The sequence below is a fragment of the Deltaproteobacteria bacterium genome, from assembly GCA_016235345.1.
In the GTDB taxonomy this organism is placed as follows: domain Bacteria; phylum Desulfobacterota; class Desulfobacteria; order Desulfobacterales; family Desulfatibacillaceae; genus JACRLG01.
This window is the reverse complement of sequence record JACRLG010000007.1, coordinates 173,015-197,800: the sequence shown is the minus strand read 5'-3', so window position 1 is coordinate 197,800 and position 24,786 is coordinate 173,015. Positions and strand designations below refer to the sequence as shown.

Annotated in this window: 19 protein-coding genes; 15 read left to right on the top strand and 4 right to left on the bottom strand. The window is 59.0% G+C overall.

The window, feature by feature from the left end; all coding sequences use genetic code 11:
* Positions 1–124 precede the first annotated feature (124 nt).
* From HZB23_04225 to HZB23_04200, 6 genes are all read left to right on the top strand, one after another.
* A complete protein-coding gene (locus HZB23_04225) occupies positions 125–1,087 on the top strand; it encodes a nitronate monooxygenase (GenBank protein ID MBI5843860.1) in 963 nt (320 codons plus the stop codon).
* 17 nt (positions 1,088–1,104) lie between these two features.
* Positions 1,105–1,914, top strand: a complete 810-nt coding sequence (locus tag HZB23_04220) for an enoyl-CoA hydratase/isomerase family protein (protein MBI5843859.1) — start codon at positions 1,105–1,107, stop codon at positions 1,912–1,914.
* A 203-nt stretch (positions 1,915–2,117) separates the two neighbouring features.
* A complete protein-coding gene (locus tag HZB23_04215) occupies positions 2,118–3,260 on the top strand; it encodes an acyl-CoA/acyl-ACP dehydrogenase (GenBank protein ID MBI5843858.1) in 1,143 nt (380 codons plus the stop codon).
* A gap of 211 nt (positions 3,261–3,471) precedes the next feature.
* Positions 3,472–4,257 carry an electron transfer flavoprotein subunit beta/FixA family protein gene (locus HZB23_04210; protein ID MBI5843857.1) on the top strand — a complete coding sequence of 262 codons (786 nt, stop codon included), beginning with the start codon at positions 3,472–3,474 and terminating at the stop codon, positions 4,255–4,257.
* Between the two features lie 10 nt (positions 4,258–4,267).
* The gene (locus HZB23_04205) at positions 4,268–5,284 is read left to right on the top strand and encodes an electron transfer flavoprotein subunit alpha/FixB family protein (protein MBI5843856.1); all 1,017 of its coding nucleotides are present in this window, start codon (positions 4,268–4,270) and stop codon (positions 5,282–5,284) included.
* Between the two features lie 7 nt (positions 5,285–5,291).
* Entirely contained in the window at positions 5,292–6,527 is a 1,236-nt protein-coding gene (locus HZB23_04200) for a hypothetical protein (protein MBI5843855.1), read from the top strand.
* A gap of 74 nt (positions 6,528–6,601) precedes the next feature.
* On the opposite strand, the gene HZB23_04195 is transcribed toward HZB23_04200, so the two are convergent.
* Positions 6,602–8,185, bottom strand: coding sequence for an acyl--CoA ligase (locus HZB23_04195; protein MBI5843854.1), 1,584 nt, complete (start codon positions 8,183–8,185; stop codon positions 6,602–6,604).
* 299 nt (positions 8,186–8,484) lie between these two features.
* Positions 8,485–9,888, bottom strand: coding sequence for a DEAD/DEAH box helicase (locus tag HZB23_04190; GenBank protein ID MBI5843853.1), 1,404 nt, complete (start codon positions 9,886–9,888; stop codon positions 8,485–8,487).
* A gap of 310 nt (positions 9,889–10,198) precedes the next feature.
* On the opposite strand from HZB23_04190, the gene HZB23_04185 reads away from it, so the two are divergent.
* The 9 genes from HZB23_04185 to HZB23_04145 all read left to right on the top strand — a co-directional run bounded on the left by HZB23_04185 (position 10,199) and on the right by HZB23_04145 (position 19,189).
* On the top strand, positions 10,199–10,927 hold the full coding sequence (locus tag HZB23_04185) for a class I SAM-dependent methyltransferase (GenBank protein MBI5843852.1): 729 nt from the start codon (positions 10,199–10,201) through the stop codon (positions 10,925–10,927).
* Entirely contained in the window at positions 10,917–11,993 is a 1,077-nt protein-coding gene (locus HZB23_04180) for a phenyltransferase domain-containing protein (GenBank protein MBI5843851.1), read from the top strand. Before HZB23_04185 ends, HZB23_04180 begins: the two co-directional genes overlap by 11 nt.
* A gap of 70 nt (positions 11,994–12,063) precedes the next feature.
* The gene (locus HZB23_04175) at positions 12,064–12,876 is read left to right on the top strand and encodes an acyltransferase (protein MBI5843850.1); all 813 of its coding nucleotides are present in this window, start codon (positions 12,064–12,066) and stop codon (positions 12,874–12,876) included.
* Positions 12,877–12,900: 24 nt separating this feature from the next.
* On the top strand, positions 12,901–13,653 hold the full coding sequence (locus HZB23_04170) for an alpha/beta hydrolase (protein MBI5843849.1): 753 nt from the start codon (positions 12,901–12,903) through the stop codon (positions 13,651–13,653).
* Positions 13,650–14,516, top strand: a complete 867-nt coding sequence (locus HZB23_04165; protein ID MBI5843848.1) for a rhomboid family intramembrane serine protease — start codon at positions 13,650–13,652, stop codon at positions 14,514–14,516. The genes HZB23_04170 and HZB23_04165 overlap by 4 nt, the downstream gene beginning before the upstream one ends.
* Positions 14,517–14,525: 9 nt before the next feature.
* The gene (locus HZB23_04160) at positions 14,526–15,020 is read left to right on the top strand and encodes a hypothetical protein (GenBank protein MBI5843847.1); all 495 of its coding nucleotides are present in this window, start codon (positions 14,526–14,528) and stop codon (positions 15,018–15,020) included.
* A 23-nt stretch (positions 15,021–15,043) separates the two neighbouring features.
* Positions 15,044–15,874, top strand: coding sequence for a biotin--[acetyl-CoA-carboxylase] ligase (locus HZB23_04155; protein MBI5843846.1), 831 nt, complete (start codon positions 15,044–15,046; stop codon positions 15,872–15,874).
* Complete coding sequence (locus tag HZB23_04150; protein MBI5843845.1) at positions 15,864–18,458, top strand: tetratricopeptide repeat protein; 2,595 nt, start codon at positions 15,864–15,866, stop codon at positions 18,456–18,458. The genes HZB23_04155 and HZB23_04150 overlap by 11 nt, the downstream gene beginning before the upstream one ends.
* Entirely contained in the window at positions 18,458–19,189 is a 732-nt protein-coding gene (locus HZB23_04145) for a TerC family protein (GenBank protein ID MBI5843844.1), read from the top strand. Before HZB23_04150 ends, HZB23_04145 begins: the two co-directional genes overlap by 1 nt.
* Before the next feature lie 23 nt (positions 19,190–19,212).
* Here the strand turns inward: HZB23_04145 and uvrC are convergent, their stop codons facing one another.
* A complete protein-coding gene (gene uvrC, locus HZB23_04140) occupies positions 19,213–21,039 on the bottom strand; it encodes an excinuclease ABC subunit UvrC (protein ID MBI5843843.1) in 1,827 nt (608 codons plus the stop codon).
* A gap of 55 nt (positions 21,040–21,094) precedes the next feature.
* Positions 21,095–24,619, bottom strand: a complete 3,525-nt coding sequence (gene dnaE / locus HZB23_04135; GenBank protein MBI5843842.1) for a DNA polymerase III subunit alpha — start codon at positions 24,617–24,619, stop codon at positions 21,095–21,097.
* Between the last annotated feature and the right edge of the window lie 167 nt (positions 24,620–24,786).

The following is a 24,786-nucleotide window of genomic DNA, read 5'->3' as shown; positions in this document are numbered from 1 at the left end:
ATGACTTATTTTTCCACCAACTCGTGCTTTCTTGACTTTACCCGGAACTTTTGGGAAAGTAATGAGGGCTTCATCATAAAAAAGCGGGCGTTCGCATAATTCACCAAATGCCAGGGAGTGCGCCATGTTCAAGACCAGGGTCACCGAAAAGCTGGGCATCCGCTACCCCATCGTGGGCGGGGCGATGATGTGGATTTCCACCGCAGAATTCGTCGCGGCCATGTCCGCCGCAGGAGGGCTTGGGATTCTGTCCTCGGCCACCTACGACACCAAGGAGAAATTCGCCGAGGCCGTTGATAAAATTCTCGATCTCACGGACAAGCCCTTTGGCGTCAACATCAACCTCTTTCCCGCCATGCGAGCCATAGACAACAACGAGTACCTCGACGTCATGGAAAAGAGGGGCCTCAAAATCGTAGAGACCTCCGGCCACCACGCACCGGTAGAGCTCATAGGCCGTTTCAAGGCACACGACATGACCTGGATTCACAAGTGCGTTGGCGTGCGCTACGCACTGAAGGTTCAGGAGCTTGGAGCCGACATCATAACGGTTGTTGGCTACGAAAACGGCGGAGCCACCGGAAAGCTCGACATAGGCACCATGGTTCTGGTGCCTGCGGTGGTGGACGCGGTGAAGCTGCCCGTGATCGGCGGCGGCGGGGTTGCGGACGGGCGCGGAATCGCTGCGCTGATGGCCCTTGGGGCCGAGGCCGTGATCATGGGGACAAGGCTTCTGGTCACGAAAGAGGCTCCCCTCCATCTCGACCTGAAAAAGGCTCTTCTTTCGGCAACGGAACTCGATACCATGCTGATCATGCGCTCGATCGGCGCAACACATCGGGTTTACGCCAATGCGGCGGCCAAAAAATGCGCAGAACTCGAAGAGGCCAAGGCCGAATTCCTGGAGATATACGAGGTCATAAAGGGCGAAAACGCCAAGAAAATGTATGACAACGGCGAGGTTGACATGGGCATAGTCTCGGCCGGCCAGTGCCTGGGCTTAACCCATGACATCCCCCCCATCAGGGAGCTTTTCGACAGAATGATGGCTGAGGCCGAGGCGGTGGTAAAAAGGCTCGCCAGCTGAAAATACAAGGAGCAGCAATGAACATACGTGACCGCTTCACTTTAGAGGTAAAAGACGGAGTGGGCTTCATAAGCCTTGCCCGGCCCGACAAGAGAAACGTGATGGACGGCGACTTCTTTGAAGGTCTTGTGGAGGTCGTTGGCCTTGTTGACAAGGACCCGGAAATCCGGGTGGCGGTGATCAAGGGCGACGGCAAGAGCTTCACCGCAGGGCTTGATCTCACCTGGGCCGGGGCGCTTTTAATGGAAGGCGGCGGCCCGGACGCGCGGGAGAAGCTCAGGAAGGGCATCCTTGCCCTTCAAAACTCCAACAACGTCATCGAGCGCTCACTAAAACCCTTCATCGCGGCGGTTCACAGCCATTGCATAGGCGGCGGCATCGACCTTCTGGCGGCCTGCGACATAAGGCTCTGCACAAAAGACGCCGTCTTTTCCATCCGCGAGACGAAACTTGCCATAATCGCCGACCTGGGCACCCTTCAAAGGCTTCCCGCCATAGTGGGCCAGGGCTGGTACCGGGAGCTCGCCCTCACGGGCCGGGATTTCTTCGCCGACGAGGCCCTGCAGATGGGTTTCGTCACAAGGGTTCTTCCAGACAAGGAAGCCCTTTTCCCCGAAGCCGGAAAGCTCGCCGCCGAAATCGCCGCGCTTCCTCCGCTTACGGTGCAGGGAGTGAAGGACGTTGCCAATTTCACGAAAGACTACGGGGTCCCGGCCAGCCTCGCTTACGTGGCCCAGAAAAACGCGGCCAACCTTCCCTCCGAGGACCTGATGGAGGCGGTGACGGCCTTCATGCAGAAACGTACCCCAGTCTTCAAAGGCAAATGAGAGACCGCCCACAAGCGCGAATTGCTGTGTCAAACTTCGCCGGGCGCGGTGCGCACGTATCGCGATACGCTTACGCCCGCGCCCGGCTCGTTTTCCTTGCACTTCATCGCTTGTGATCGGCCTACTGTGCGGGATTTACGATTTAAGTTAAAGCGTGACTTTAAACATAAGTGTAAAAGACAACCATCACGAAAGGACAGATCATGGATTTCAAGCTCTCGGCAGCCAACAAGATGATCCAGAAGACCGCCAAGGAATTCTGCGACCGGGAAATTCCCAAGATCGACGCAAAGATGGCGGAAATCAAGGACTACCCGGCGGATTTGATGCAGACCTTCGCCAAGGCCCGGATGCTGGGCATGACCATTCCCAAGGAATACGGCGGGCTTGGCTCATCGAACCTTAACTGCGTCCTGATGTGCGAGGAGTTCGGCAAGACAGGCTCCACCAGCTTCCTGCCCCTCATCATGAACATCTCGGTGGCGGAGTCCATCCATCACTACGCCACCGAGGAGCAGAAAAAAAAGTTCCTTCCGCCACTGTGCGACGGCACGGCCTGGGCCACCACGGCCTTCACCGAGCCCGCCACGGGCTCGGACCCCACCATGCTCCAGACCACAGCGGAGCCGGACGGCGACTTTTTCATCCTAAACGGCACCAAGCGCTTCATCAGCATGGCAAATAAGCCCGGCTACGGCATCTTCTACTGCAAGGACCTCTCCTGCACCGACCCGCGCAAGAACTGCACCGCCTTCATCGTGGACAAGACATCGCCCGGCATGACCTTTTCCAAGCACTACGAGTTCATGGGCCTCGATAACGCCGACACCTGCGACGTTTTCCTCAAAGACGTTCGCGTGCCCAAGGAGAACATCCTGGGGGTCCAGGGCAAGGGCTTCAACATCCTTCTTCGGTGGATCGCTGGCGAGCGCATTCAGCAGGCCGCGTCAATGGTGGGCGGCGGACAGGCGGCCCTGGATGAATCCCTGAAATACTCCAAAGAACGCATAGTGGGCGGCCAGCCCATGGCCTACATGCAGGGCTTTTACTGGATGTTCGCCGAAATGAAGATGAAGATCGAAGCCTGCCGCCAGCTTGTCTACAAGACCGTCACCATCCAGGACGAGGGCGAGCGCTTCGAGGTGGATTCCGCAGGCTTGAAGATTTTCGTTTCCCCCATGATGCAGGAAGTGGCCCGCATGGCCATGCAGGTTCACGGCTCCTACGGCTATTCCAAGGAGTACAAGGTGGAGAAGCTCTACCGCATGGCGGCCCACGCGGGAGTGGTTGCCTCTTCAACCGAGATAAACAAAACGATAGTTGGAATGGCTCTGTTAATGTCCTGATTTTGTTTGTGTTACCCCGGCAACTATCCTAACGTAGGTTGGGTGGTTCCGCTCGAAGAGCGGGTTCACCCAACATCTTGTTATTCCGCAATTGTTGGGTGTATCCGGGCCTTCGGCCCGGATACACCCAACCTACGTTTGCCTGGTGCGAACCCGAAAAGCCCTCAGGGCTTATGGCGCTCCCGTCAATAGTTATCAAGGAAGGTGGAAGTTGAACATCATCGTCTGCATCAAACAAGTCCCCAACGTGAAGGAAGTCAAATGGGACCCGGAGACCGGAAACCTCATGCGGTCCGGGCTTCCCAGCATCATAAACGTGAACGACAAGAACGCCATAGAAGCCGCCCTGGTGCTGAAGGAAAAGCACGGCGGCAAGGTGACGGTGATCAGCATGGGGCCTCCCCAGGTGGAGGAATCCCTTCGGGAAGCCCTGGGCATGGGCGCTGACGAGGCCGTGCAGCTTTCCGACAAGAACTTCGCCGGGGCCGACTGCTGGGCCACCTCCTATACCCTGGCCCTTGCCATCAAAAAGCTCGGCGGCGCGGACCTGGTTCTTCTGGGAGTCGAGGCCATGGACGGCAACACCGCCCAGGTGGGGCCGGAAGTGGCCGAGGCCCTCTCGCTTCCCATCCTCTCCTATGCCCTTTCAGTTGACGTGGAAGGCTCTGTTGTCCGCATCAAGCAGAAGTTGGGCGACGTGGAAAGGGTTCTGGAAGCCGACCTTCCCGCCGTCATCACCGTGGAAAAGGAGGCCAACGAGCCAAGGGTCGCCCCCATGGACTGCGTTCTGGAAGCCTGCGAAAAGGACATCCCCGTATGGAAGGCGGAAAAAATCGGCGCAGAGGAGGAGTTCTGCGGCCTGAAGGGTTCCCCCACGAGGCTTCGAAAGATTTTCTCGCCCAAGGTGACGCGCGGGCAGGTGGAGATTCTTGCGGGAACCGTTGACGAGGCGGCGGACAAGCTGGTGGCGAAATTGAAGGAACTCTACTATCTCTAGGGGATGACCGATGGGATCGAAAGTTGATGTAAACGCCTGGCGCGGCGTCTGGGTTTTTATCGAACAATACAAGGGAAAGCCTGCGCGGGTTTCCTTCGAGCTTCTTGGAATAGGCCGCGAGCTGGCGGGCAAGCTGGAAGTTCCCTTAACCGCCCTGGTCCTGGGAAGCGGGGTCGAAGCCCTTGCTAAGGACGCCATTGCCAGCGGCGCTGACCGGGTCCTTATGGCGGATGACCCCAAACTTGCGGAATACTCCACCGAGCTTTACGCGAAAATCATCGCCGAAGCGGCCCTCGACGAAAAGCCGGAGATACTCCTGGTGGGAGCCTCCCCGGTGGGGCGCGACCTGGCCCCCACCCTCTCGTTCCGGCTCACGGGCGGCTGCACCGCCGACTGCACGCACCTGGACGTCGACCTTGAAAAGCGGCTCCTGGTGTCCACAAGGCCCGCCTTCGGCGGAAACGTCATGGCCACCATCATCTGCCCGGATCACCGTCCCCAGATGAGCACGGTGCGCCCCGGAGTCATGCCCCTTCCCGACCCCGACCCCGCCCGCATTGGCGAGATAAAAAACCTCGGAGTCGATCTTTCCTCCGTTTCCCCCAAGGTGAGGGTGCTTGAAAGCAAACTCCGCGAAAGCGAGGGCGGAAACCTCTTGGAGGCCGAAAAGGTGGTGGGCATCGGCATGGGAGCCGGAAGCAGGGAAGGCTTCGACATGGTCTGCGAAATGGCGAAGCTTATGGAAGCGGAAGTCGCAGGGACAAGGCCTGCGGTTGAAGCCGGCTGGATTTCCCACGATAGCCAGGTGGGCCAGACCGGAAAAACCATCCGCCCAAGCCTCTACATCGCCTGCGGAATAAGCGGCACGGTTCAGCACACCGCCGGAATGAGCGGGGCCAAGACCATAATCGCCATAAACAAAGACGCCAACGCAGACATCTTCAAGTTTGCGGATTATGGAATCGTCGGCGACGTGGCCAAGGTTGTGCCCAAAATAATCGAGCGCTTGAACGCCCTGAAGGGATGACTCCCGAATGCTCGACAAGAGGGTGAAGCGCCACGTAAAGGCCCGGACGCATGAATTTTTCGCGGTGACGACTCCGGGCCTTGAAGACGTGTGCGAGGCCGAAATCCGCTGCCTTGGGCTTGACGACGTCAGGCCCAAGGCAGTGCCCGGCGGGGTTGTTTTTTCGGGAAAGCTCCCTGATCTCTATACCGCCAACCTCTGCCTTTCCACGGCAAGCCGAATTCTGATGCGGATCGATTCCTTCGAGGCCCGCGACTTTCCCCGCCTTGAAAAAAAAATCGCCGAAATCCCCTGGGAACTTTACCTGCCTGCCGATGGTCAGGTTTCCTTCAAGGTGAGTTCCCATTCATCGAGGCTCTACCACAAGGACGCCGTTGCCCAACGCATCTACGGGGCCATTTCCGAGCGCATGGCGGGCCTTATGGTGGTGATGGCCGAAGATGCCGAAATCGATTCGGACGAAAGCGGGCAAACTTCCGATGCTCCGGTTCAGGCGGTTTTTGCGCGGGTCTACGAGGACCGGTTCACTGTTTCCCTTGATTCATCCGGCGAGCTTCTGCACAGGCGCGGATATCACTCGCTTTCCGGTCGCGCCCCCCTGCGTGAAACCCTTGCTGCGGCCATTCTGCGCCTTGCGGGCTACGACGGATCCATGCCCCTGTTCGACCCTCTTTGCGGATCTGGCAATTTCGCCACAGAGGCGGCCTTTATCGCCAAAAACATGCCCTGCGGCATGAACCGGAATTTCGCGTTTTCAAGATGGCCCGCCTTTTCCGCCTCCACCTTCGATCACATCAAAAAAACCCGCCTGGAACAATCCACAACCTTTGAAGCGCCTCAGATCATCTCCACGGACAGGGACCAAAAGGTCCTGGAATCCCTTTCCAGGCGTCTTTCCGGCCTTGGCCTTGATGACGCGGTTTTCGTGGGCCGGGCGGATTTTCTGTCCCTCGACCCCCGAAGGTTTACGGATGAAAAGGGCGTGGTGGTGCTGAACCCGCCCTACGGAAAACGCATGGGCACGGTTGAATCGGCGCGAACATTTCTCGCCGAGGCAGGGGAGCGGCTTGGGAAGTTGTGGGCCGGTTTCGGGCTTGGCATCATCACGCCCCACGAGGATATTCTGGCCAAGATGCCCTGGACCCACGGCCTTTCCGTAAAGCATGTGTTCCACGGGGGGCTTAAGGTTGCGGTGATTTTCGGGCGCATACCGGAACGAAACCTGAGGGAGGTCCGGTTCTGATCGAAACAAACCGGGCCGGAGGAATGGCGCTTCCCCCGGCCCGGCAGTAAAATCGAAAATTTCCGGCTTCCGGCTTACTTGCCGTTTTCCTCGAATTCCTTGCGAAGAATGGACTTGTTGATCTTGCCGGTGGCCGTGAAGGGAAGCTCCTGGCGGATGACTATCTGCTTGGGCCTCTTGAAGTCGGCAAGGTGCATCACGCACTGGTCCCAAAGCTCGTCCTCGTCGATATCCTCGCCGGGCTTGGGAACGACGTAGTAGCGGCCCACCTCGCCCAGAACCGGGTCGGGGATGCCGATGCCCGCCGCCATCTCCACCTTGGGGTGGCTGGCAAGGCAGTCCTCCACCTCGACGGGATAGACGTTGAAGCCCTCCTGGATGTACATCTCGTTTTTTCTTCCCAGAAGAACGATGAAGCCCTCCTCGTCCAGGTATCCCATGTCACCTGTTCTTAGCCAGCCGTCCTGGTCAAAGGTAGCGCGTGACTCTTCCGGCCTTCTGAAATAACCAGCCACCACGGCGGGGCCCTTTATGCATATCTCGCCTATTTCGCCCGTAGATACCGGGTTGTCGGCAAAATCGATCACCTTTACGGAAAAACCCTCCAGGGGCTTTCCCACGGTGCGCGAGATGGTCACCATGTCGCAGTTCCAGGGGCTCATGACCGCTGCGCCGCAGGTTTCGGTAAGGCCGTAGAGGTTCATTATGGTGGCCGACTGGTAGGCGTCCTTGAGCCGCCGCACAAGATCGAGCGTGGCCGCAGAGCCGCCCGTCACCACCACCCGGAAGCTCCTGGTGTCCAGGCCAGCGAACTGCTCGTGCAGGAAAAGCATGATGTGCATGGTGGGAAAGCCGAAAAACACCGTGGGCTTCCAGATTGAAGCCTCGCGGATGGCGTCCTCCGGGGTGAATCTCGGAAGCAGCATGCACGAGGCCCTTCCAAGAAGCGCCACCATTACGCTGATGGTGATTCCGCCCACGTGATTCAAGGGGGCAAGGGTCATGATCCGGTCCCTTTCCCCAATGCGCATGTGACGGGCCTGGGAACGGGCCGAAGCGAGGTGGCTCCTGTGGGTGAGCACCGCCCCCTTGGGAACGCCTGTTGTGCCGGAAGTGAAGCAAAGCAAAAGATCGTCGTCCGGCTCCAGGTTGTCTTTGGCGGCAGCCAAGAGGGCCGGTTCGACTTCGTGCCCCAGAAGAACGTCGAAGGATCTGCGCGCCTCGCTTTTCGGCGGGTTGATGAAAAAAAGCAGGGGCTTTCTGGGAAGCGAATCGGAAATGGAATCGAAAAATTCGATGTAATTGGTGTGATCGTACCGGTCCAGGCTCACCACGACCTTGGCCCGGCACTGCTCAAGAAGCTTGGTCAGCTCGGTGGGCCTGTAGCGCACCGAAAGCCCCACCGTCACCGCGCCGATTTTGGCTGCGCCGAAATAGACCATCAGCCATTCCGGCTGGTTTAAGGCCAGCACCGCCACCCTGTCGCCCCTTTCCACTCCGAGCTTCAAAAGGGCTGTGGCCACACGATCGGACGCCAGGTCCATCTCTCTGAAACGGATTTCCCGGCCATTATGAATATAAGCGGTGGCGTCGGGCGAGCTTTGAGCCGCGTCCCCCAGAACGTCCCCCACAAGAACTGCATTGGAAATGATCCCCATAACACCTTCCTCCTGATCAAAAATTTTTGATAGCACGGAAACGGAAGGTGCGTCAAAGACAAATAAACCGGACGATCAATTCTTGTACGGCGGCTGTGGCAAAAACCGCAATTCCTGAAATTCGCAGGCGAGAAAAAGGCCAGGCAACAGGACAGGCTGGCCATATGGAACAAGCCGGGCCGATTGAAAAAATCTATGGGAGCGCCTTGCCGGGTTTCCGGCGACACCGCACGAAAAAAAAGCGGGAGCACGCCATTTCGCCTGCTCCCGCCATAGTGACATCAAGTGCCGTCAAGCCATCAATATTTCTGCATGAAGTCCCGCCCCGCATGCTGGCGAACGGGTTTCCGGCGTCCCGGCTCTCCGGCTGAGAAGCGATTCTGCTGGGAAGGACGCTCGGCCCTGGGTTGGAAAGCGTTCTCCGCCCTCGGCTGGGACGGGCGCTCCGACTTCTGCTGGAACACGTGCTCGGCCCTTGGCTGGAACGCGCGTTCGGACGCCGCAAAAGCGGGTTTCCGGGACGAGGGGCTGTAGGGCTTGCGCGCCTGCGGGATGGGCGGCACGTCGTCATCACGCACGGAGGCCTTGTAGTCGAAACCGGGCAGGGTGCGGCGCTCTATCTGGTAGTCCAGAATCTTTGAAATGGCCCTCACCATCGAGGCGTCCTCGGAGGTGACCAGGGTGAAGGCGTCGCCGGTGCAGGTTGCCCTGCCGGTGCGGCCTATGCGGTGTATGTAGGCTTCCGGGGTGGCCGGGATGTCGTAATTGATGACGTGGCTTATGCCGTTCACGTCTATGCCCCTGGCCGCGATGTCGGTGGCCACCAGAATGCGGTACCTGCCCGAACGGAAGCCGTCCATTGCAACCTGGCGCTGGGACTGGGAAAGATTCCCCTGAATGGAGGTGGACCTGTGCCCTGCCCTTGCCAGGGCTTCACCAAGGCGCTTGGCGCGATGCTTGGTGCGGGTGAACACCAGAACCGAGCCCATGTCCGAATGGCGCAGAAGCTCCAGGAGAAGGGGGGTTTTCCGGTTCGGGCTGACCGGGTAACGGGCGTGGCTTACGGTATCCGCAGGGGCCGTGTCGCCCACCTTGACCGTTACCGGCTTAACGAGAACATCCTGGGCAAGGCGCTTGATCTCCGGGGACATGGTGGCCGAAAAAAGCATGGTCTGGCGCTTCTTGGGCACCTGCTGCAGAATCCGCCTTATGTCGGGCAGAAAGCCCATGTCAAACATCTGGTCGGCCTCGTCGATGACCAGGAAATCCACGTTCGAAAGGTCCACCGTGCGGCGGCCCACATGGTCCAGGAGTCGTCCGGGGCAGGCCACGATGATTTCGGGTCCGCGCCTTAGCTTGGTGATCTGGGTGTTGATGCTGACTCCTCCGTAAACCGTCACGGAGTGAAGGCGGGTATTTCTTCCAAGTACTTCGATGGCCTGATGGGTCTGCTCGGCAAGTTCCCTGGTGGGGGAAATGATGAGGGCCCTGGGCCGGTTGCGGCTGCCCTGCATCAGGGCGTGCAATATGGGAAGCACGAAGGCGGCGGTCTTGCCCGTACCCGTTTGGGCGAGGCCCATGAGGTCAAGGCCCGACATTACTGTGGGGATGGCCTCCGACTGTATCGGTGTTGGGGTTTTGTAACCGGCTGCCGCGATACCGGCGGCAATGGCGGGGTTGAGATTGAAATCCTTAAAATCCATGAAGTGCTTTATTCCTCGTTGTGCAATAAAAAAAGGCTCCGAAAAAATTCCGGAGCCTACGATTAACTCGTTTTCTTCCAAGAACGATTCCACCGGGGCTATTAAGACAGAACCATCGGCATCTGTCAACACAATTATGAACGCCTGTGAATCAATGCCGGTTGAATTTGCCCGTCACCGGCTTTACTAATGCATTGCGTCATGATATGAGTCGCGGTTCAGGCGCTCTTTCAGCCCTGATATGGCCGCCATTGGCGGGCCCGGACTGTTAGGGGTTCTTGACGGGTTGAATTTTCACGCGGATTTGAACTTGCTGACCATAGACATCAAACGATTGAACCTGAAACCGGGCTCGCGGGTTCTGGACGTGGGCTGCGGTTTCGGACGGCACAGCTGGGAGGCCTTCCATTACGACCGGGTGTTTCTGGTGGCCACGGACATGGACGAGTACCGCCTGCGCTGCGCCCGGTACATGCTCTTTTCAATGATCAACCAGGGCATACACGGCAAGGGGAGCGCCCATCTGGTGAGGGCCGACGCCTGCGCCCTGCCCTTTCGTGATAACAGCTTCGACGCAGTCATCTGCTCCGAGGTTCTGGAGCACGTGCCGGACGATAAAAAGGCCCTTTCGGAATTTTTCCGGGTTCTCGCGCCCGGAGGGATACTGGCCCTGTCGGTTCCGAGAAGTTTTCCCGAAAGGGTCTGCTTCAAACTTTTTCCCGGCGGCTACGAGGCCCTTTCCGAGGGACACATAAGGATATACCGCAAGCGCGATCTTTTAAGGCTCTGCGGGGACGCGGGTTTCCGGCTTGAAAGGCTCACGCTCGCCCACGGCCTGCACACGCCCTACTGGTGGCTCTGCTGCCTTTCCGGGCGAGACGCAGCTTTTTCGCGCTTAACACAACAATACCGAAAGTTTTTGGACTGGTACACCATAAGGCAGCCGCCTTTTCTCGTATTCACGGAAAAACTCCTTGCCCCTGTTGCGGCAAAAAGCATGGTCCTGTACCTAAGGAAAAAAAACGGACATGAAACATAAACCCGACCCAACCCCCCGCTTCGAGACCATCGAGGTGGAGCAAATGGCCCGCGCAATACTGAGCATCCAGCGCCCAAGCGGGGAAATCCCCTGGTCCGAGGGCGGTAAGACAGACCCCTGGGACCACGTGGAAAGCGCCATGGGGCTTTCCGTGGCGGGCTTTGACCGCGAGGCCCGGCATGCCTACGGATGGCTCTGCGACATCCAGCTCGAAGACGGCGCTTTCTGGGCCTCCTTCAAGGACGGCCAGCCGGACGACCGCCGCAAGGACGCCAACATGACGGCCTACGTGGCGGTGGGGGTTTTCCATCACTTCCTGGTAACGGGCGACCAATCCTTTCTGGAGCGTATGTGGCCCTGCGTGAGCCGGGCGGTGGATTTCGCCGTGAGCCTCCAGGCCCCGGACGGCCAGATTTACTGGAGCATGGACGAAAAGGGCGTGGTGGACAAGGTGGCGCTTCTGACGGGTTCGTCCTCCATATATCTATCCATCCGCTGCGCCCTGGCCATCGCGGCCCGCCTTAAAAAGACCCGTCCCCAGTGGGAGTTCGCGCTAAGGAAGCTGGGGAAGGCAATAAGGCACAGGGCGCACCTCTTCGATGAAACCAAGAGCCGCTACTCCATGGACTGGTATTACCCCATCCTCTGCGGCGCGGTCACGGGAGCCGAGGCCCACGACCGCTTCGACGGCCACTGGGACGCCTTCGTGGTGCCCAACTGGGGATCGCGCTGCGTTTCCGACCGTCCCTGGGTCACCATGGCCGAAAGCTCGGAGCTGGTCCTGGCCCTCACCGCCGCAGGCCGCCACGAGGAGGCAGAGCTGATATTCTCATGGATAAGGGGCAGCCGCTACGAGGACGGATTCTACTGGACCGGGCTCACCGTGCCCGATTCCGTGATCTGGCCGGAGGAGCGCACGAGCTGGACCACCGCTGCAGTCATCCTGGCCGGGGACGCCCTCTACGGCTGGACTGCGGGTTCCGACGTGTTCTCCCACGCTTTCTGGGAAATCCCCAGGGGGGACGCGGGGCTTTCCAGCCAGCGGGAAAGAATTGCTGCCGGGTGACCGGCGTCACGCGGCTTCTTTCAGCCCGGCCATCCGGCGGGCTTCAATATAAAGCAGGAGAGATCGATCCTTGCGTAAGGACCATAGGCCGTACTTCGTAAAACAGCTTCAACTGCGTTATGCCGACTGGTACACAGATAAGAGGCTCCGGCCCCAGTTTCAGTACCTCGGAAAAAGCCCCGCCGTCATCAGGCCATGGAACGTCAACGTTTTCGGCTACTCCGTACGGGTGGGCGATTACGCGATGATAATAGCCGCCCCGGACGCCAGGGTGAACATCATATCCTGGGCCCAGGCCGATCTTGCAGACCTTTCCGAGATCATACAGAACGCCGGGAAAAACAACGGCAAAACCGCCATGGACGAGGCCGAGAAGGCCGAAAAATGGGCGGGCAAGGGCATCGTGGAAATAGGTGATTACGCCCTCATCTGCCCCGGCGTGCGCATTCACGCGGCCACCAGGATCAAGATGGGCCACGGGGTGATGCTGGCCCACGGGTCGTACGTCACGGATTCGGACTGGCACGGAATTCACGACCGCTGCCTTCCGGTGGGCAAGACCGCGCCGGTGGAGATAGGCGACAACGTATGGGTGGGGGACCACGCCATAGTGTGCAAGGGGGTCTCCATCGGGGAAAACTCCATAATTGGCGCGGGCAGCGTGGTGACCAGGGACATCCCGGCCAACACCATAGCGGCGGGAAACCCCGCCGTGGCGGTAAGGGAGCTGGACCCCAATGAACCGGTCAAGGGCCGGGGGGCCATTTTCGCCAATTACGAGGAAACCAAGTGGATGCTTGAGCTTGCCGACAAGGACGCGCACAAGAACAACTCCATCAAAACATGGCTGCGCTATATCCTGTTTCCCACCCACCAAGACTGATCCGTCCGCCACAGGAGAAAAAAGATGCCCCACATCGAAATCAGCGGCGAAAAAATTCACTACGACCATACGGATAAGGGTTCCTCAAAAAACCTGGTGCTGATCCACGGATCGGGCGGCGACTCCACCTGCTGGCCCCTTGCGAAACTGGAAACAACGGGGGCGAACATTTATTCCGTCGATCTTCCGGGCCACGGCGGATCCGGCGGAAACGCGAGGAGCGACGTTTCGGAGTACGCCGCCGTTGTGACGGCCCTCATCAAGGTGCTCGGCCTTGAAAATGTTTATGTGGCCGGGCACAGCCTTGGGGGGGGCATCGCCCTTACAATAGGAATCGCCGCCCCTTCCTGGCTTTCAGGGCTGATCCTGGTGGGCACCGGCGCAAAACTTCGCGTGAACCCCATGATTTTCGAGGCCTTGAACAAAGACCCCAAGGGCGCGATAGCCATGATGGACTCGGTGATTTTCAGCGCGGACGCCCCGGAAGAAGCCAAGGCCGCCATGCGGGCGGTGGGGGAGAGAACCGATCCCTCCGTCTCCATCGCCGATTTCACCGCCTGCGACAAGTTCGACGTTATGAAGGAACTGGGAAAGATTTCAGTCCCCTGCCTGGTGGTTTCGGGCGGCGCGGACGTGCTGACCTCGGTCAAGTACGGGAAATTCCTGGCCGAAGGTATAGCCCGCGCCGAACTTGTTATAATCGAAGGGGCCGGTCACATGATGGCCCTGGAAAAGCCCGCAGAGTTCGCCAAGGCCCTGGCGCGGTTTCTCAAATGACGGAATCCGGCAAAACACCCCTTGCCGGAACCTTCAAAAAAAAGCGGGCCAACACCTACGCCCTGGTGCTGGCCGCCGCAGGCATCGCCTACAGGCTTAAAAAAAGCGAGGGAGGCTGGAAAATTCTGGTTGAGGAGGCCGATCTTGACCGGGCTCAGTCGGAAATAGCGGCCTTCAGGAAGGAAAACCCGAGGCTCCCTCAAATCGAGGCCGTGGAAGCGCCCACCGGCCATTCGGGCTTCGCGGCGGCGGCGGTGCTCGCCGCCTTTTACGCGGCACTTGGTCCCTTTGACGAAAACCTTTCGCAGCTTTTCAGATTCGGAGCGGACGCGGGCCTCATCCTTGGCGGCGAATGGTGGCGTTGCGTAACCGCGCTATTTCTTCACGGGGATTTTTTGCACCTTATCGGCAACATGGCGGGTTTCCTGGTTTTCGGAACCGCAGTGTGCCAGGGCGCGGGCTATGGCGCGGGCTGGCTTCTGATTCTTCTGACCGGCGTTTCCGGCAACTTTTTAACAGCCCTTGTCTACGGCGGAAACCACCTTTCGGGCGGGGCGTCCACCGCCGTTTTCGGGGCCATAGGGCTTCTGGGCGGCTTCCGGCTGGGGCCTCCGGGCCTGCCCTTCAGTCCCAAAAACCCTTCGGCCTGGATGGTCCTTGGGGTGGGGATTCTCTTTCTGGCCCTTTTGGGAAACAGCCCCAAGGCCGACCTTGCGGCGCATTTTTTCGGCTACGCCTCTGGAACCGTCATCGGCCTATCGTACGGGCGGGTCTTCAGCCGACCCCCAAAAAGGCGCTGGCAGCTCGCCTGCCTTTATACCGCAGCCACGGCGGTCCTTGTCTCCTTTACTTACAGCGGTTGAGGTGGAACCTTGGCGCCAGTTTATTTTTCATTCTTCTCCAAAGGCTTCAACCTGTTCATGCTGGTGGCCGGACTGGGAACGGTTTTCGCCGCAATGGCCTATCTCATCTGCCGCTATCCCAACATGCGCCGTGCCCAGTTCCGTGAATGGGGACCGCGACCCCGCACCGGCAAATTCCTGGGAGGGGCCATCCTGTTGAGCTTCGTTTTAGGAGGGTGGAACATGACCTTCGCCCGTTTTTACGCCCTTGAAACGGACGGCAAAAACGTCATCCTGCACTACCATTTTCCGGCCCGCCAGGAATCCTGGCCCTGCGAGTCCATAAAAAAATCCGTGAAACAGCTGGCCAACCCCAAGGCTCGCACCTGGGAGCTCGGCATAATACTCGCCGACGGCAAAATCAGGAGAAGCGCCCCCACGGGCAAGGACGCCTTTGAAAAGGCCATCGCCCCCCTTGAGGGCCGCCTTTGCGGGGGCCTTGAAATCTCAGCCCTCACCCCCTGAAAAGCGAACTGCCAACGGGACTGATGATCGAAAAGCAGACAACAGCAGCGCAGGAAACCCCGATCCCCGGCAAGCCCTCCCTGAGCCACCCGGACCCTGACGGCTCAGGCGTGCTGGGCAAATGGTCGGGGCTGGCGCAAATTTTCGACGAGACCGGCTCCACCATGGACGAGGCACGAAGCCTCGCCAAGAGCGGCGCACCCCACATGAGCATTGTTGTGGCCAGGCGTCAGACCAAGGGCAGGGGCAGGCTCGCCCGGACCTGGGAATCGCGCGACGGCGGCCTTTACTTCACCCTGGTCACCCGGCCCCTGCTTCCGGTATCGAAGGCCCACCTTGTTCTTTTCACCGCCTCCTTCGCCCTTTGCACCGTGCTGCGCGAAAAATTCGGCGTGAATGCTTCGGTCAAGTGGCCCAACGATCTTTTGGCCGAGGGGAAAAAAATCTCCGGAATGCTCTCGGAGCTTTCCGCAGAGGGAGACGAGGTATCCTTCCTGAATATAGGAATCGGCGTCAACGTGAACAACGACCCCACAGCAGCCCTTGCCGAATCCACGTCCCTGAGGCTTCTTCTGGGCCGCGAGATCGACACGATGGAAGTTCTGAAGGCTTTTCTGGATGAATTTGAAAGAGGCTTCGCCCGCATTGAAGACAAGGGCGTCATGGCCCGCTGGAAGGCCCTTTCCCTTACACCGGGCCGGGAGGTGACCATTTCCACCACATCGATTACCCTGACCGGAACCGCCCTTGACGTTGACGAGGACGGCGCGCTAATCCTCCGCCTTTCCGACGGAAGCGTCGAAAGGGTGATCCACGGCGACTGCTTTCACCGGGAACCGGCCCATGAATCCTGAGCCCGCCGTCGAGGCCGCCTTTTCCCGGAAAACGGCAGCCGGGATTCTCGCGCTTTTCCTGGCCGTCGCCTTTCTGCTCTATTTCCCGTCGTTAAAAGGCCCCTTCGTATTCGACGACATCTACTTCATACTGGACAACCCCAATATCGCCCTTGAGAGCCTTTCCTTACGCGGAGTCCTTGCCGCCGCGACATCCGGGCGGCCCCTCACCACGCTCAGTTTCGCGTTAAACCACCTGGCAAACGGCTACGACACTGCGGGCTTTCACGCGGTGAACACGACGATTCACGCGCTTGCGGCCTTTTTTTTCCTTTTCCTGGCAAACAGAACCCTCGTTTTAGCGGGTTACGGCAAAAACGCCGGAAAGGCCGCCTTTTTCGCGGCGCTCCTTTTCCTGTGCCATCCGCTCGCCACCCAGTCCGTGAGCTATATCTCCCAGCGGGCCAACGCCATGTGCGGCATGTTCTTCATCCTGTCCCTCTTCCTTTTCGCCGGGGCAAGGACGAAAGGGCCAGGAACCGGACGGACGTTTCTTTACGCGGGATGCGCAGCGGCTGGCCTTGCCGCCTTTCTGTCCAAGGAAAACGCGGCCACCCTGCCCTTTTTCATCCTTTTATACGAGTGCCTTTTTTTCAGGCGCGCCGACGAAAAATGGCTGGCGGCCCAGTCAATGCCCATCGCCTGGGGGATACTGCTCATGACTGCGGCTGCCGCCGCCGTTGTGGGGAGAGGACAGGTCCATCCGGGACTTTTCGCAGCCTGGGCCGTTCTGGCTCCAGTGGCCATCTACATGGCCCTCAAAAGGCCGCAGGCAGGCCCTTTAAAGGCCAGCACGCGCCGAATGGAAATCATCCTCACGGCCTTCCTGGCCGCTGTGGCCCTGGCCGTCTGGGTGGAGGGCCGGCCCCTTGCAACCATAATTCACGATTACAAGAACATCGCCCCCGTCACCTGCTATCAGCGCCTTCTCACCGAGGCCAGGGTGGTGTTCCTGTACCTGGGCCTTTTTCTTCTTCCACTGCCCGATCTTCTTAGCCTTGGCCACGACGTGACGGTTTCCACCGGCCTTTTTTCACATCCGTCAACGATTGCGGCCATCCTTGCCCTGGCCGGAATTTTCGTTTACGCCGTAAAGGCCAGGGGAAAGCGGCCCGTGCTGGTTTTCGCCGTTTTCATGTATTTCGGGAACCTTGCCATAGAGTCCTCGGTTCTTCCCCTGCACATGGTTTTCGAGCACCGTGCCTATCTGCCCATGATTTTCCTCTGCCTTGTTTTCGCTTCATGGATCTTTTCGAAATTTCCACGGCGGGCCACGGCGATTCTCACGGTGCTTTCGCTTCTTCTGGGTTTTTCCGCCTTCATGCGAAACCAGGTGTGGGCCGATGACTTGGCCCTTTGGCAGGACGCCGCAAAAAAAGCGCCTAACGACGCAATCGCCCACAACAACCTTGGCATCGCCCTGATGAAAAGGGGAAAAACCAGGGAGGCCATTTCAAGGTTCGCCCAGGCCATGGCCACCGACAACTCGCTGATGGACGCCCCCTACAACATGGGGCTCGCGTACAGGGAAATGGGCCGCACCGAGGACGCGCTCGCCATGTTCCGCCGCGCCCTTGCAATAAGGGATGACTACGTGTTCGCCCACAACGACTTAGGGCTCGCCCTCATGGACCTTGGGCGCATGAGGGAGGCCGAGCTTCATTTCAGAAAGGCCCTGGCCTGGAACCCCTATTTCGCCAAGGCCCTGAACAACCTTGGCACGCTCCAACTGGGCAAGGGCCTTTTCTCGGACGCGGTGGCCATGTTTCGGGAAGCGCTCAAAGTCGCGCCGGGATTCGTCCAGGCCAGGATCAACCTGGGGATCGTGCTCCTTCAGCAGGGCAAGGCGAAGGAAGCCGCCATTGTTCTGGAAAAGGCGGTTTCGGACCAGCCGGGGAACTCCGAGGCCCTTTCCCAGTTGGGTAACGCCCTGCTCCACTCCGGTGATACCGTGGGAGCGGTGAGCCGCCTTCGCAAGGCGGTTTCGCTCGATCCGAAAAACGCCGACGCCGTAAACAGCCTCGCCGTGGCCTTAACGACCCAGGGCCGCAACCTGGAGGCCATAGTGGAGTACAGGAAGGCTCTGGGGCTAATGGAAAAGGAGGCGCTGGCCTTAAAGGCCAGATCGGCTCCCGGCGCTTACAGCGCGGTTTTCCTTGCGCCCGAAAGGACCGCCGTACACAAAAATCTGGCTCTGGCCCTTTCACGGATGAAGCAGTTCGAAAAGGCAGGCGAAGAACTTCAAAAAGCGGCGGCCTTAAGCCCAACCGACATTGACGCAAGGCTCGGCCTGGGCTCCATGCTTGCCGCACGGGGCCTCTATGACAGGGCTTTTGAAATTTTCGGCAAAGCAGCGCTGGATTTTCCCGAAAACCCGGAAGCCCAGCGCGACTTGGGGCGCATACTCATGAAACTCGGTCGGCCCAAAGAGGCCCTGACCGCCTTTTCGAGGGCCGCCCTTTTGTCGCCCACCGACACAGGCATTCACCGGGACATCGCAACGGCCCGCGACCTCATTGATAAAAAACAGACGGAGAGGAATTGATGGAAGCCATTTTTTCGCCCGATATCTTTTTTGCCTTTTTAACTCTCACGGTTCTCGAAATCGTTTTAGGCATAGACAACATAATTTTCATCGCCATCCTGGCCAGCCGCCTGCCGGAGGAAAAACGCGCCAAGGCCCGCACCGTGGGGCTTGCGCTGGCCATGGTAACCCGGATCGGCCTTCTGTTCTCCCTTTCGCTTATCATGAAGCTCACCGCACCGTTTTTTTCGGTCCTGGGCATGGATATTTCGGGCCGGGACATCATCCTGCTTGCTGGCGGCCTGTTCCTTCTGGCCAAGAGCACCGTGGAGATACACAAGAACGTGGAGGGAGACCCGCATCACATACCGGGTTCTTCAACCTTGCCCAAGGTCTCGTTTTCAGGGGTGGTCACCCAGATCATGATCCTCGATATCGTCTTTTCGCTGGATTCCGTGATCACCGCAGTGGGGCTTTCCAATAAAATCTTCGTCATGGCCGGGGCCATAATCACGGCTGTTATCGTGATGATGTTCCTTTCCGGGCCCCTGGCCAATTTCGTGGAAAGCCACCCCACCATAAAAATACTGGCGCTGGCCTTCCTGCTTCTCATCGGCACGGCTCTCATGGCCGAGGGCCTGGAGTTCCACATCAGCAAGGGCTACCTCTATTTCGCAATGGCCTTTTCAACCTTCGTGGAAATGCTGAACATCAGGATGAGAAAAAAAACGAGGGCTGTTCAGAAGAAATAGGAAGCGATTCGGCGGGTAAGCGGTTACTGCTTTTTTGCAGCGTTGTTTTGAAGTGCGGCAAGGACTGTTTCGGCCAGGGCGCGGGTCATGCCGGGGGCCTTGGCCACGTCTTCGGCGCTTGCCGCGATTATGCGCTTGACGCTTCCGAAGTGCTTCAAAAGGGCCTTTTTGCGCTTTTCGCCGATACCTGGAACGTCGTCCAGCACCGAGCGCCTTATTTCCGCCCCCCGGCTTTTTCTGTGCCCGGTGATGGCGAAGCGGTGGGCCTCGTCCCGCACCCGCTCAAGCATTAGCAGAAGGTCTGCGTCCCTGCCGAAAATCACCGGGTTGGCCTGGCCCGGAAGATAGACTTTATCCGATGTCTCGCCCCGTTTTTCATCCTTCTTGGCGATTCCGGCAAGGGCGAAGCCGCCCGAAAGGCCAAGTTCCCCCACCGCCGCCGTCGCCATGGAAAGCTGGCCCCTGCCTCCGTCCACAAGAACCAGGTCCGGGACCAGGTCCTTTTCCTTTCCGGTAAACCTCCGGGTTATGACCTCCTTCATGGAAGCGTAGTCGTCCGGGCCTTCAACAGTACGGATGTTGAATCTCCGGTACGACCCTTTTTCGGGCCTCACCCCCGAAAACACCACCATCGAGGCCACCGTTTTAACGCCTGCTGTGTGGGAGATGTCGTAACACTCAATCCTGCGCGGAATCCTGTCCATGCGGAGGCGCTTTTGCAGCCTTTCAAGCAGGCGCTCCTCCTCCTCGGCCCCGGATTCGTGACGGGCCAGGGCCTCGTCGGCGTTGGCCCTGGCTATAGCCAGAAGCCGGACCTTTTCACCCCGCTGGGGAAAATGGATGGCGACCTTCTCGCCCTTTCCGTCCGAAAGCCACTCGGAAAGCGAATCCGCGCCCTCCATCTCCACCGGTACAAGAATTTCCTTGGGAATGAAGACCTCGCCGCCGTAGTAGCGGCTGATGAAGGAGGCCAGGGCTTCGGGCTCGTCCCCCAGAATCTCGGTGAACGGCTCGTTCCGGCTTCCGGTGAGAACCCCGCCCCGCACGAAAAGTATGGAGATCATGAGAAGCCCCGGGCGCATGGCCAGACCGAACACGTCCCGGTCCACGAAGTCCGGGTTCACCACGCTCTGCTTTTCCACGGTCTGGGAAAGGGCGAACATGCGGTCCCGGAGCACGGCGGCCCGCTCGAAATCCTGGGCCTCCGCCGCCTCCATCATGCGGCGCTTCACTTGAACTATCAGATCGTCGGTTCTGCCCTTCAGAAAGAGCACCACCTGGTCCACCATTTCCCTGTAAAGGGCCGGGTCCACCTTGTTGCAGCAGGGGCCAAGGCAGCGTCCCATCTGGAAATTTATGCACGGCCTACTGCGTTTTGGCGGGTTGTCGCCCTTGCAAAGGCGCAGGGGGAAGGTCTTTTTAAGGAGCCACAGGGTTTCCCGCGCGGCCCCGGCTGCGGCGTAGGGGCCGAAATAGAGCGCGCCGTCCTTTTTCACCTTGCGAACCACCTCTATCCGCGGAAACGCGGTGTTCACGTTGATGCGGAGCGAGGGGTAGAGCTTGCCGTCCTTCAACTGGATGTTGTACCGGGGGTTATGCTTTTTGACCTGGAGGTGTTCGAGGATTATGGCCTCTTTTTCCGAGGCGGTGACGATGGTGTCGAAACTTGCGATCTTGGACGACAGGGTCGCGGTTTTGAAGTCCCGCCGGGTTTTCAAAAAATAGCTGGAAACCCGGCGTTTCAGGTTCACGGCCTTTCCCACGTAGATCACCGTTCCGGCTTCGTCCTTCATGAGATAGACGCCGGGCCCCTGGGTGAGGCGCTTCAACTGTTCCTTTATTTCGTCCATTTCCATATTGCGGAAAGAGTTACCAGCCTTTCCCTGCCCACTGCCGACTATCCTCTCAGTGCAGCTTTTTCTTGTTTCGGAAACCGTTGGATTTTCTCTCAAGGGCCTTGGCGGGCTCGCAGCTCAGGCGGAAGGCGGAAAAGCCCAGAAGGTCGTTCACCGCCTTTTTGAGGGGGCGGTCCGGGTTCACCCGGAAGGAGGGCGGAAGCTCCATGACAAGCTCGTTCCTCCTGGCTTTGAGGTGCAGGTGGCAGGTGCGGACTCCGGGGTAACGGACGAGAATCGATTTCAGGCTTTCCAGGGCGGTTCTGTCGGTGGCTGAAAGGTCGGCGTGGATGTGGACAGCCGAGGTCCATGTGTTTTCGGCGTCTTCCATGGCCACCATTTTGCTTCCGCGCTCAAGGTCCAAGATGAGCTTGGCCGCGTCATCCTCCTTTTCCTTCTGGACCAGGGCCTGGACGATTACGGGGGTCTCCGGGACCAGGAGCGGTCCTGCGGCTGCGTATGACTGGGGAAAGACCACCATTTCCACCGCGCCCTTGAAGTCCTCCAGGGTGACGAAGGCCATGGGGTCGCCCTTCTTGGTGGTGTGGTGCTTGACCGAGCGGATGAGCCCGCCGATGCGCACCATGGCTCCGTCCTGGCTGTCCTTGAGGCTTAGGGTGTCGGCGTCGGTGAACTGGTCGAGGATTTCCGCATGGGCGTCCAGGGGGTGGCCTGAGACGAAAAGCCCCAGGGCCTCTTTTTCGTAGGCCAGGAGGAGGTCTTTGGGCCACTCGCCGATTTTCGAGAGCGAGGGCTTGAAGGCCTGGGCGTCCTTGGGCGAAAGCATGTCGAAAAGGCTCATCTGGGGGTCGTTCTTTTCCTTCTGAACCCGCTGGCCGTGCTCCACCGCCGCATCCAGGGAGTCGAACAGGGCCGCCCGGTTGGCGTGCAGGGAATCGAAGGCCCCGCATTTCACCAGTGCTTCCAGGACCCTCTTGTTGACCTTCCTGGTATCCACACGCTCGCAGAAATCGAAAATGTCCTTGAACGGGCCGCTTTTGCGGCTTTCGAGTATTGACTCCACCGCGCCCTCGCCCACGTTTTTCACCGCAGCAAGGCCGAAGAGGATGCGTCCGCCGGACACCGAAAAATCCTTGGCCCCGTGGTTGATGTCAGGGGGGGCGACTGTGACGTCGCAGACCTTGCACTCGGCCAGGAACTTCACCACGCCGTCGGTGTTGCCCGATTCCGAGGTCAAAAGCGCCGCCATGAACTCCACGGGGTAGTGGGCCTTGAGATAGGCGGTCTGGTAGGTGACCACCGCGTAGGTGGCGCTGTGGCTCTTGTTGAACCCGTATTCGGCGAACTGGGCCATGAGATCGAAAAGGGTGGACGACATCTTGTGATCGAAGCTGGCCTCGTCGGTTCCCTCCAGGAAGCGCACCTTCTGCTTGGCCATGATTTCGGGGATTTTCTTCCCCATGGCCTTTCTCAAGTTGTCGGCTTCGCCCAGGCTGAACCTGGCCAGGGCCACGGCGATCTGCATGACCTGTTCCTGGTAGAGGATTATGCCGAAGGTTTCTTTAAGGATGGGTTCGAGTTCGGGGAAAAGGTAGGTGACCTTCATTTCCCCGTGCTTGCCCGCGATGTAATTTTCCACCATGCCGCTGCCCAAAGGGCCGGGCCGGTAGAGGGCCACTGCGGCAATGATGTCGTTGAAGTTTTCGGGCTTCAATCTCACCAGCATGTTTTTCATGCCGCTCGATTCAAGCTGGAAAACGCCCGTGGTGTCGCCCTTCTGTATCAGGCGGTATGTGTCCTTGTCGTCGAAATCGAGGATGGAAAGGTCCGGCGGGGTCTTGCCCTGCTCCCTTATGAGGCGCAGGGTGGCCGCTATCACGGTGAGGTTTCTGAGGGCCAGGAAGTCGAACTTCACCAGCCCTATTTTTTCCACGTAGCCCATTTCAAACTGGGTGACGGTTTCGCTGTCTCCGGGCCGTGCCAGGGGCAGATGGCTCTTAAGGGGCCTGTGGTCGGAGATCACCACGCCCGCCGCGTGCACCGAGGAATGCCGGGGCATGTTTTCCAGCAGGAGGGCGTATTTCAGGAGCTTTTCGATCCTTGGGTCGGCGCCTGCGAGGGCCTTGATTCGAGGCTCCTTTTCAATGGCCTCGGCAAGATTCACTTTGGGGCCTTCGGGCACCAACTTGGCTATTACGTCAACCTCGGATAGCGGGATGCCCAGAGCCCTGCCGACGTCGCGTATGGCGGCCTTGGCCTTCATGCTTCCGAAGGTGATTATCTGGGCCACCCTGTCTTCGCCGTATTTTTGCCGCACGTACTCAATGACCCGGTGCCGGTTTTCGGTGCAGAAATCCACGTCGATATCCGGAAGGCTCTTGCGGCCCGGATTCAGGAACCTCTCGAACAGAAGCCCGTAGGCCATGGGGTTTAGGTCGGTTATCTCAAGGGACCATGCCACGAGGCTTCCCGCCGCCGAGCCGCGCCCCGGCCCCACCGGTATGTCGTTTGCCTTGGCCCAGCCTATGAAGTCGGCCACGATGAGAAAGTATCCCGGAAACTCCATGTCCTTTATTACGCCTATTTCGTAATCAAGGCGCTTGCGGTATGCGGCTTCATCCAGCGGGCGGTTCAAGGCCCGCGCCTGGGCCAGCCGTTTTTCAAGGCCCGCGCGCGCGTTCTTCTCGAAAAGGCCGGCCTGGGTCTCGCCCTCGGGAACCGGGAAAACCGGCAGGTAGTGGTTTCCGAGATCGAGTTCCAGGGTCACGGAGTCGGCTATGCGCTTCGTGTTTGAAATGGCTTCGGGAACGTCTTTGAAGTAGCTCTCCATTTCCTGCGGGCTTTTGAGATAAAGCTCGGTGGTGGAAAACCTGAACCGGTTGGGATCGTTCATGGTGGTCTTGGTGCCCACGCAGAGCAGCACCTCGTGGGCTTCGGCGTCCTCTGCGGCCAGGTAATGGCAGTCGTTGGTGGCCACAAGGCCGATATCCAGGCGGCGGCCCATTTCGATGAGCGCCCGGTTGAGCTTTTCCTGCTCCGGGATTCCGTTGTTCTGAATCTCCAGGAAAAAATGATCGGCCCCGAAAAGCTCCTTGTACCAGAGGGCCGCCCTGTCGGCGTCATCCAGCCTTCCGGCCCCTATGAGCTGGGGAATCTCACCCTGGAGGCAGGCCGTGAGGCAGGTGAGGCCGCCCGCGTGGCTTTCGAGGACTTCCCTGTCTATACGGGGCTTGTAGTAATGTCCCTCGAGCCAGGCGATGGAGGCGAGATAGCACAGGTTCTCGTAGCCCTCGCGGTCCCTTGCCAGCAAGACCATGTGGAAGTTTTTCTCGTTGGGTATCCTGTCGCGGCGGCTCTCCCTTGCCACGTAAAACTCGCATCCGATTATGGGCTTTATGCCCTCCTTTTTCGCCTTCTCGTAAAACTCCACGATGCCGTACATGGAGCCGTGGTCGGTAATGGCCACGGAATCCATGCCCAGGGCCTTCACCCTTTTCATTAGCGGACCGAGCCTTATGGCCCCGTCCAGCAGGCTGTATTCGGTATGAACGTGGAGATGTACAAAATTGCTCATGAAGTAAAACCCTCAGGTAAAATCCAAGGTAATTTAAAAGGGAGGTCCTAAAAAAGATGTTTGGTGAACCTGCGCGACCGCGCTTAACCCACCAAACCTACTGAAAATTTTGTGATTCCTTAAAGTTTGTACTTTTTTCATCCCGCCACGCAAAGGCAGATCACAAG

What these genes read in the sequence shown, in the direction of transcription:
- HZB23_04170 (MBI5843849.1), top strand. Translation starts at nt 12,901, where the DNA reads ATGCCCCACATCGAAATCAGCGGCGAAAAAATTCACTACGACCATACG.
- uvrC (MBI5843843.1), bottom strand. Translation starts at nt 21,039, where the DNA reads ATGGACGAAATAAAGGAACAGTTGAAGCGCCTCACCCAGGGGCCCGGC.
- HZB23_04180 (MBI5843851.1), top strand. Translation starts at nt 10,917, where the DNA reads ATGAAACATAAACCCGACCCAACCCCCCGCTTCGAGACCATCGAGGTG.
- HZB23_04225 (MBI5843860.1), top strand. Translation starts at nt 125, where the DNA reads ATGTTCAAGACCAGGGTCACCGAAAAGCTGGGCATCCGCTACCCCATC.
- HZB23_04190 (MBI5843853.1), bottom strand. Translation starts at nt 9,888, where the DNA reads ATGGATTTTAAGGATTTCAATCTCAACCCCGCCATTGCCGCCGGTATC.
- HZB23_04200 (MBI5843855.1), top strand. Translation starts at nt 5,292, where the DNA reads ATGCTCGACAAGAGGGTGAAGCGCCACGTAAAGGCCCGGACGCATGAA.
- HZB23_04145 (MBI5843844.1), top strand. Translation starts at nt 18,458, where the DNA reads ATGGAAGCCATTTTTTCGCCCGATATCTTTTTTGCCTTTTTAACTCTC.
- HZB23_04165 (MBI5843848.1), top strand. Translation starts at nt 13,650, where the DNA reads ATGACGGAATCCGGCAAAACACCCCTTGCCGGAACCTTCAAAAAAAAG.
- dnaE (MBI5843842.1), bottom strand. Translation starts at nt 24,619, where the DNA reads ATGAGCAATTTTGTACATCTCCACGTTCATACCGAATACAGCCTGCTG.
- HZB23_04155 (MBI5843846.1), top strand. Translation starts at nt 15,044, where the DNA reads ATGATCGAAAAGCAGACAACAGCAGCGCAGGAAACCCCGATCCCCGGC.
- HZB23_04195 (MBI5843854.1), bottom strand. Translation starts at nt 8,185, where the DNA reads ATGGGGATCATTTCCAATGCAGTTCTTGTGGGGGACGTTCTGGGGGAC.
- HZB23_04150 (MBI5843845.1), top strand. Translation starts at nt 15,864, where the DNA reads ATGAATCCTGAGCCCGCCGTCGAGGCCGCCTTTTCCCGGAAAACGGCA.
- HZB23_04220 (MBI5843859.1), top strand. Translation starts at nt 1,105, where the DNA reads ATGAACATACGTGACCGCTTCACTTTAGAGGTAAAAGACGGAGTGGGC.
- HZB23_04215 (MBI5843858.1), top strand. Translation starts at nt 2,118, where the DNA reads ATGGATTTCAAGCTCTCGGCAGCCAACAAGATGATCCAGAAGACCGCC.
- HZB23_04205 (MBI5843856.1), top strand. Translation starts at nt 4,268, where the DNA reads ATGGGATCGAAAGTTGATGTAAACGCCTGGCGCGGCGTCTGGGTTTTT.